Here is a 7,629-nt window from a genome sequence, read left to right as displayed (position 1 = left end):
TCCTCGTAGATCACACTCGGCGCGGCGATAGTCTTGATCTGTTCGTTGATCTGGTCCCACAGGCGGCGCAGGTAACGGATGTCCATGAGGATTTCATCAGCGCCCGCGCCTTCAGCGGCCGTGCGCAGGATGAAGCCGCCGGCCTCCTTGATACCTTCCTTGGCTACGCAATCGCTGACCACCTGCTTGAGGCGCTCGCGCTCGGCTTCGTCTTCGATCTTCAGGGAAATCCCGACGTGGGCGGTGCGCGGCATGTACACCAGATAACGCGAAGGGATCGACAGTTGCGTGGTCAGGCGTGCGCCTTTGGAGCCGATCGGATCTTTGGTGACTTGTACCACCAGGCTCTGGCCCTCGTGTACCAGCGAACTGATGCTTTCCACGGCCGGGCCTTCTCGCAGAGAGATTTCGGCGGCATGAATGAAAGCCGCGCGATCGAGGCCGATGTCGACGAATGCCGCCTGCATGCCCGGCAGTACACGAACGATCTTGCCTTTATAGATGTTGCCGACGATCCCGCGTTTCTGCGTGCGCTCGACGTGGACTTCTTGCAGCACACCGTTTTCGACCACCGCCACGCGCGACTCCATCGGCGTGATGTTGATCAGAATCTCTTCACTCATGGCAGGATCTCGTTCAGGCATGTTCACGATAGTGGCCGCATCTGGATTCGTACGACGCTCAGGGCGTGTTCAGGTTTTGCCAACAGGGTATGCCGAAATGGCCCAACACCTCGCAGGTTTCGCACAACGGCAGGCCGACCACCGCCGAATAGCTGCCGTCGAGCCCGGCGACGAACACCGCACCCAGGCCTTGAATGCCATAGCCGCCGGCCTTGTCGCGCGGTTCGCCACTGGCCCAGTAGGCGCCGGCCTCTTCGCGGCTGATGCTGCGAAAACGCACGCGACTGCGCACCACCCGCGACTCGCAGCGCTCATCTTCAAGCACGGCGATGGCGGTCAGCACTTCGTGTTCGTTGCCGGACAACATCATCAGCATGGCGCATGCATCGGCTTCGTCCACCGGTTTGCCAAGTATTTTGCCGTCGAGCACCACAGCGGTGTCGGCGCCAAGCACGCAGAACGGCTGATCAGAGACGACCGAGCGGCGCCCGGCCTCAGCCTTGCCACGCGCGAGGCGCTCGACATAGGCCGATGGGGATTCTTCAGGAAGCGGGGTTTCGTCGATGTCCGCGCTGATGGCAGAGAAATGCACGCCGATCTGCGTGAGCAATTCACGGCGGCGCGGTGAGCCGGAGGCGAGGTAAAGCAGTTTCATCAAAACATCTCCCTGTTCAGTGCCCTGCTTCACCGGCTCAATAGATTCTGTAGCGTCGGCACATCCCGCGAAGGGCGAAGCTGACCCACGGCCAGAGCAAGGCACTGACCAGCGCCGGCAAGACCAGCGCCAGGGTTGGCTGACGGTTGCCGGTCAGAGCGCTGAGCCACAGTTGCGCCAATTGTGCGAGGCCGAAGATCACCAGGATCACCAGGCATTGCTGCCACATCGGGAACATGCGCAGGCGCTGCTGCAATGACAACACGAGGAAAGTAATCAGGGTCAGGATCAGCGCGTTCTGTCCGAGCAAGTCGCCCTGCAGGACATCTTCGGCCAGCCCCAGACAGAACGCCGTGACCATGCCGACCGTGTGCGGCATGTACAGCGCCCAAAACGTCACGAGCAAGGCCAGCCACAGCGGGCGAAGGATTTCCATGAAGATTGGCAACGGCGATACGCTGAGCAGGATGCCGACGAAGAACGTCAACCAGATCATCCAGCCGTTTCCGGATTTTTTCGCGCCGACCATTATTCTCGTCCCCCGGTAGTGGCTGGCGGTTTCGCCGGTGGTTTGCTCGCGGCCGGCGGTTTGGCAGCGGCCGGAGCGGCAGCGGGCGGCTTGCTCGCGGCGGGCTTGGCTGGCGTGGTGGCAGGCGCCGCTGCTTCAGCGGCCGGCGCTGCGGTAGCGGTCGACGGCGTGGCAGGCATGATCAACGGTTTCGGCACGCTGGCCGGCAACATCGGGCCGCCGCCGTGGGCATCAAGCTGTTCCTGCGCCTGGGCCGCGTCATTGGCGCGTTCCTCGGCAGTGCGGCTGTCGCTGAACACCAGCAGCAGATAGCGGCTGCGGTTCAGGGCGGCAGTCGGCACGGCGCGGACAATGGCAAACGGTTGGCCGGAATCGTGGATGACTTCCTTGACCGTGGCCACCGGATAACCGGCCGGAAAACGCTGGCCAAGGCCGGAGCTGACCAGCAGATCGCCTTCCTTGATGTCCGCCGTGTCGGCGACATGACGCAATTCCAGGCGCTCAGGGTTGCCGGTGCCACTGGCAATCGCGCGCAGACCGTTACGGTTTACCTGCACCGGAATGCTATGGGTGGTGTCGGTCAGCAGCAGGACCCGCGAGGTGTACGGCATCAACTCAACCACCTGGCCCATCAGCCCGCGTGCATCGAGCACCGGTTGACCGAGCACCACGCCGTCGCGCTCACCTTTGTTGATGATGATGCGATGGGTGAAGGGGTTGGGGTCCATGCCGATCAGCTCGGCCACTTCGACCTTTTCATTGACCAGTGCGGAGGAGTTGAGCAACTCGCGCAGCCGAACGTTCTGCTCGGTCAGGGCCGCGAGCTTTTGCATGCGCCCCTGCAACAGCAGGTTTTCGGTCTTGAGTTTTTCGTTTTCGGCGACGAGCTCGGTGCGGCTGCCGAACTGACTGGCGACCCCTTCCCACAAGCGGCCGGGCAGGTCAGTGATCCAGTAGGCATCCATGAGCACCAGCGACGCTTGCTTGCGCGCGGGCTTGAGCAGGTCGAAACGTGCATCGACCACCATCAGTGCGACCGCGAGCACGGCCAGCACCAACAGGCGCACGCCCAACGAAGGGCCTTTGGTGAAAAGCGGTTTAATAAGCCGCTCCTCCCAGGCAAATGTTCTGTTTATTCATACGGCATCAAACCGGCCTGGATGAAGACTGACAGAAGATAAACGCCAACAGGCAGCACTGCAAAGTGCTGCCTGTGCGTTCACCCACGTATTGCATTCGAAGCTTATTCGCTCGAAAGCAGATCCATGGTGTGCTTATCCATCATTTCCAGCGCACGGCCACCGCCGCGAGCAACGCAAGTCAGCGGATCTTCGGCAACGATCACCGGCAGACCGGTTTCCTGAGCCAGCAACTTGTCGAGGTCACGCAGCAGCGCGCCACCACCAGTCAGCACCAGGCCACGCTCGGCGATGTCGGAAGCCAGTTCCGGCGGCGATTGCTCCAGCGCGCTTTTCACCGCCTGAACGATGGTGGCCAGCGACTCTTGCAGAGCCTCAAGCACTTCGTTGGAGTTCAGGGTGAATGCGCGTGGAACGCCTTCGGCCAGGTTGCGACCGCGAACATCGACTTCGCGTACTTCGCCGCCCGGGTAGGCCGTACCGATTTCCTGCTTGATGCGCTCAGCGGTGGATTCACCGATCAGGCTGCCGTAGTTGCGGCGCACGTAGGTGATGATCGCTTCGTCGAAACGGTCGCCGCCGACACGAACGGATTCGGCGTAGACCACACCGTTCAGGGAGATCAGGGCGATCTCAGTGGTACCACCACCGATGTCCACGACCATCGAACCGCGCGCTTCTTCAACCGGCAGGCCGGCACCGATCGCAGCAGCCATCGGCTCTTCGATCAGGAACACTTCACGGGCACCGGCGCCAAGGGCCGATTCACGGATGGCGCGACGCTCAACCTGGGTGGACTTGCATGGAACGCAGATCAGCACACGAGGGCTGGGCTGCAGGAAACTGTTTTCGTGAACCTTGTTGATAAAGTACTGCAGCATCTTTTCGCAGACGCTGAAGTCGGCGATCACGCCGTCCTTCATCGGACGAATGGCAGCAATGTTGCCCGGCGTACGGCCGAGCATGCGCTTGGCCTCGGTGCCGACAGCGACGACACTTTTCTGGTTACCGTGTGTCCGAATGGCCACAACCGATGGCTCATTCAGGACGATACCGCGCTCGCGCACGTAAATAAGGGTGTTGGCAGTGCCCAGGTCAATGGAAAGATCGCTGGAAAACATGCCACGCAGTTTCTTGAACATGGGAAAGGGACCCTAGGCAACGCGTGGGTAAAAAAGTGCGGCAAACTCTAACAACGACAGGGATTTTGGGCAAGGCGCCAATATGTTAAATTGGCCGCTTTTCTGTGCACCAAGCCCCACAATCGCGGCCTTATGACCGTAGAAGTGCGGTAGTGTTCCGACAATCTAACACACGGACGCCGTCCGTTCTGTTTTCCACTGGAGAATCCCGATGGCGCTAGAACGCTCCGACGTGGAAAAAATCGCGCATCTGGCCTGCCTTGGCCTCAACGATGCCGATCTTCCGCACATTACTTCCGCCCTCAACAGCATTCTCGGGCTGGTCGACGAAATGCAGGCCGTTGATACCGACGGTATCGAGCCGCTGGCCCACCCCCTGGAAGCCAGTCAGCGCCTGCGCGCCGACGTGGTGACCGAGACGAATAATCGCGAGGCCTACCAGTCCATCGCACCAGCGGTCGAAAACGGCCTGTATCTGGTTCCGAAAGTCATCGACTAAAGGGAAAGAGCCTGCAATGCATCAAATGACTCTGGCCGAGATCGCCCGCGGTCTCGCCGATAAAAAGTTTTCCTCCGAAGAGCTGACCAAAGTCCTGCTGGCGCGTATTACCCAGCTCGATCCGCAGCTCAACAGTTTCATCAGCCTCACCGAGGATCTGGCCATCGAGCAGGCGAAAGCCGCCGATGCACGCCGGGCCAACGGTGAGAGCGGCGCCCTGCTCGGCGCGCCGATCGCCCACAAGGATCTGTTCTGCACCCAAGGCATACGCACCAGCTGCGGCTCGAAGATGCTCGACAACTTCAAAGCCCCGTATGACGCCACTGTCGTTGCGAAACTGGCCGCTGCCGGCGCCGTGACCCTGGGCAAGACCAACATGGACGAATTCGCCATGGGTTCGGCCAACGAGTCGAGCTGGTACGGCGCAGTGAAAAACCCGTGGAACCTGGAACACGTGCCAGGCGGTTCGTCCGGCGGCTCGGCGGCGGCGGTTGCTGCTCGTTTGTTGCCAGCCGCCACGGCCACTGACACCGGCGGTTCGATCCGTCAGCCGGCGGCGTTCACCAACCTCACCGGCCTGAAGCCGACCTACGGTCGCGTTTCGCGCTGGGGCATGATCGCTTATGCCTCCAGCCTCGATCAGGGCGGCCCGTTGGCACGCACGGCCGAAGACTGCGCGATTCTGCTGCAAGGCATGGCCGGCTTCGACCCGAACGATTCCACCAGCATCGATGAGCCGGTTCCGGATTACTCCGCCAGCCTCGGCGAGTCGCTGCAAGGCCTGCGCATCGGCGTGCCGAAGGAATACTTCAGCGCCGGTCTCGACCCGCGCATCGCCGAGCTGATCCAGAACAGCATCCAGCAGTTGCAGAAGCTCGGTGCGGTGATCAAGGAAATCAGCCTGCCGAACATGCAGCACGCCATTCCGGCTTATTACGTGATCGCCCCGGCAGAAGCGTCTTCCAACCTGTCGCGTTTCGACGGCGTGCGTTTCGGCCACCGCTGCGAAAACCCGGAAAACCTCATCGACCTGTACAAACGCTCCCGTGGCGAAGGCTTCGGCGCCGAAGTACAGCGCCGGATCATGGTCGGTGCCTACGCGCTGTCCGCCGGTTACTACGATGCCTACTACCTGAAAGCGCAGAAGATCCGTCGCCTGGTGAAGAACGATTTCATGGCTGCGTTCAATGAAGTCGACATCATCCTCGGCCCGACCACGCCGAACCCGGCCTGGAAGCTTGGCGCGAAGAACAGCGACCCGGTCGCTGCCTATCTGGAAGACGTCTACACCATCACCGCCAACCTCGCCGGCCTGCCGGGCCTGTCGATGCCGGCCGGTTTTGTCGACGGTCTGCCGGTGGGCGTGCAGTTGCTCGCGCCGTATTTCCAGGAAGGCCGCCTGTTGAACGTTGCCCACCAGTATCAGCTCAACACTGACTGGCACACCCGCACCCCAACCGGCTTCTGAGGAGACACACATGCAATGGGAAGTCGTGATCGGGCTGGAGATTCACACTCAGCTCACCACCCGGTCGAAAATCTTTTCCGGTAGTTCCACCACGTTCGGTTCCGAGCCGAACACCCAGGCCAGCCTGATCGATCTGGGCATGCCCGGCGTGCTGCCGGTGCTCAACCAGGAAGCGGTGCGCATGGCGGTGATGTTCGGTCTGGCGATTGACGCCGAGATCGGCCAGCACAACGTGTTCGCCCGCAAGAACTACTTCTACCCGGATCTGCCGAAGGGCTACCAGATCAGCCAGATGGAATTGCCGATCGTTGGCAAGGGCCACCTGGACATCGCCCTGGAAGACGGCACGGTCAAACGCGTCGGCATCACCCGCGCGCACCTTGAAGAAGACGCCGGCAAGAGCCTGCACGAAGAATTCAACGGTGCCACCGGCATCGACCTGAACCGTGCCGGCACGCCGCTGCTGGAAATCGTTTCCGAGCCGGACATGCGCAGCGCCAAGGAAGCCGTGGCTTACGTCAAGGCGATCCACGCGCTGGTGCGCTACCTGGGTATCTGCGACGGCAACATGGCCGAAGGCTCGCTGCGTTGCGACTGCAACGTCTCGGTGCGCCCGAAAGGCCAGGTCGAGTTCGGCACTCGCTGCGAGATCAAGAACGTCAACTCGTTCCGTTTCATCGAGAAGGCAATCAACTCCGAGATCCAGCGCCAGATCGAGCTGATCGAAGACGGCGGCAAAGTGATCCAGCAGACCCGCCTGTACGATCCGAACAAGGATGAAACCCGTCCGATGCGTTCGAAAGAGGAAGCCAACGACTACCGTTACTTCCCCGATCCGGACCTGCTGCCGGTGGTCATCGAAGAGTCGTTCCTCGGTGAAGTGCGTGCCACTCTGCCGGAACTGCCACCGCAAAAGCGCGAGCGCTTCCAGAGCCAGTTCGGTCTGTCGGCTTACGACGCCAACGTGCTGGCCACCAGCCGTGAACAGGCGGATTACTTCGAGAAAGTCGCGGCCATCGGTGGCGACGCGAAACTGGCGGCGAACTGGGTGATGGTCGAGTTGGGCAGCCTGCTCAACAAGCAGGGCCTGGACATCGAGGATTCGCCAGTCTCCGCCGAGCAACTGGGCGGCATGCTGCAGCGCATCAAGGACAACACCATCTCCGGCAAGATTGCCAAGGTGGTGTTCGAAGCGATGGCCAATGGTGAAGGCAGTGCTGACGAGATCATCGAGAAGCGCGGCCTCAAGCAAGTCACCGACAGCGGCGCGATCTCGGCTGTGCTCGACGAAATGCTCGCAGCCAACGCCGAACAGGTCGAACAGTACCGCGCGGCAGACGAAGCCAAACGCGGCAAGATGTTCGGCTTCTTCGTCGGCCAGGCCATGAAAGCCTCGAAAGGCAAGGCCAACCCGCAGCAGGTGAACGAACTGCTGAAAAGCAAGCTCGAAGGCTGACCACCAATGGAGCCAGATCCAAAGCCTGGCTCCATCCCCTGTGGAAGGGACCTGTGGCGAGGGGATTTATCCCCGTTGGGCCGCGAAGCGGCCCCAATTGCTGAGCTTGATTTGCACC

Annotated in this window: 8 protein-coding genes; 3 read left to right on the top strand and 5 right to left on the bottom strand. The window is 61.3% G+C overall.

The window, feature by feature from the left end; translation table 11 throughout:
- The 5 genes from F8N49_RS23025 to mreB all read right to left on the bottom strand — a co-directional run.
- The coding region (locus tag F8N49_RS23025) for a ribonuclease E/G (protein WP_151552728.1) at positions 1 to 623 on the bottom strand (623 nt) is incomplete at its 3' end.
- Positions 624 to 681: 58 nt separating this feature from the next.
- Positions 682 to 1,278, bottom strand: coding sequence for a nucleoside triphosphate pyrophosphatase (locus F8N49_RS23020; RefSeq protein WP_151552726.1), 597 nt, complete (start codon positions 1,276 to 1,278; stop codon positions 682 to 684).
- Between the two features lie 37 nt (positions 1,279 to 1,315).
- Positions 1,316 to 1,807 (bottom strand): rod shape-determining protein MreD, encoded by a 492-nt coding sequence (gene mreD / locus F8N49_RS23015; RefSeq protein WP_024011608.1) that lies wholly within the window; start codon positions 1,805 to 1,807, stop codon positions 1,316 to 1,318.
- Complete coding sequence (gene mreC / locus F8N49_RS23010; RefSeq protein ID WP_076565845.1) at positions 1,807 to 2,910, bottom strand: rod shape-determining protein MreC; 1,104 nt, start codon at positions 2,908 to 2,910, stop codon at positions 1,807 to 1,809. The genes mreD and mreC overlap by 1 nt, the downstream gene beginning before the upstream one ends.
- A 140-nt stretch (positions 2,911 to 3,050) precedes the next feature.
- Positions 3,051 to 4,088, bottom strand: a complete 1,038-nt coding sequence (mreB, locus tag F8N49_RS23005; RefSeq protein WP_002555108.1) for a rod shape-determining protein MreB — start codon at positions 4,086 to 4,088, stop codon at positions 3,051 to 3,053.
- A gap of 211 nt (positions 4,089 to 4,299) precedes the next feature.
- On the opposite strand from mreB, the gene gatC reads away from it, so the two are divergent.
- From gatC to gatB, 3 genes are read left to right on the top strand one after another with little or no spacing between them, the layout of a single operon-like run.
- The gene (gatC, locus tag F8N49_RS23000; RefSeq protein WP_024011606.1) at positions 4,300 to 4,587 is read left to right on the top strand and encodes an Asp-tRNA(Asn)/Glu-tRNA(Gln) amidotransferase subunit GatC; all 288 of its coding nucleotides are present in this window, start codon (positions 4,300 to 4,302) and stop codon (positions 4,585 to 4,587) included.
- A 16-nt stretch (positions 4,588 to 4,603) separates the two neighbouring features.
- Positions 4,604 to 6,055 carry an Asp-tRNA(Asn)/Glu-tRNA(Gln) amidotransferase subunit GatA gene (gatA, locus tag F8N49_RS22995; RefSeq protein WP_024011605.1) on the top strand — a complete coding sequence of 484 codons (1,452 nt, stop codon included), beginning with the start codon at positions 4,604 to 4,606 and terminating at the stop codon, positions 6,053 to 6,055.
- Between the two features lie 10 nt (positions 6,056 to 6,065).
- Complete coding sequence (gene gatB, locus F8N49_RS22990) at positions 6,066 to 7,511, top strand: Asp-tRNA(Asn)/Glu-tRNA(Gln) amidotransferase subunit GatB (protein ID WP_122750866.1); 1,446 nt, start codon at positions 6,066 to 6,068, stop codon at positions 7,509 to 7,511.
- Positions 7,512 to 7,629: the final 118 nt, after the last annotated feature.

Source organism: Pseudomonas sp. GXM4 (genome assembly GCF_008923895.1).
Lineage (GTDB): Bacteria > Pseudomonadota > Gammaproteobacteria > Pseudomonadales > Pseudomonadaceae > Aquipseudomonas > Aquipseudomonas atacamensis.
Note: the sequence above shows the minus strand (reverse complement) of the source record. Positions and strands in the feature narration are given on the sequence as shown.

Excerpts from the sequence above, each read along its gene's own strand:
- F8N49_RS23020 (WP_151552726.1), bottom strand. The coding sequence starts at position 1,278 with ATGAAACTGCTTTACCTCGCCTCCGGCTCACCGCGCCGCCGTGAATTG.
- mreD (WP_024011608.1), bottom strand. The coding sequence starts at position 1,807 with ATGGTCGGCGCGAAAAAATCCGGAAACGGCTGGATGATCTGGTTGACG.
- mreB (WP_002555108.1), bottom strand. The coding sequence starts at position 4,088 with ATGTTCAAGAAACTGCGTGGCATGTTTTCCAGCGATCTTTCCATTGAC.
- gatC (WP_024011606.1), top strand. The coding sequence starts at position 4,300 with ATGGCGCTAGAACGCTCCGACGTGGAAAAAATCGCGCATCTGGCCTGC.
- gatA (WP_024011605.1), top strand. The coding sequence starts at position 4,604 with ATGCATCAAATGACTCTGGCCGAGATCGCCCGCGGTCTCGCCGATAAA.
- gatB (WP_122750866.1), top strand. The coding sequence starts at position 6,066 with ATGCAATGGGAAGTCGTGATCGGGCTGGAGATTCACACTCAGCTCACC.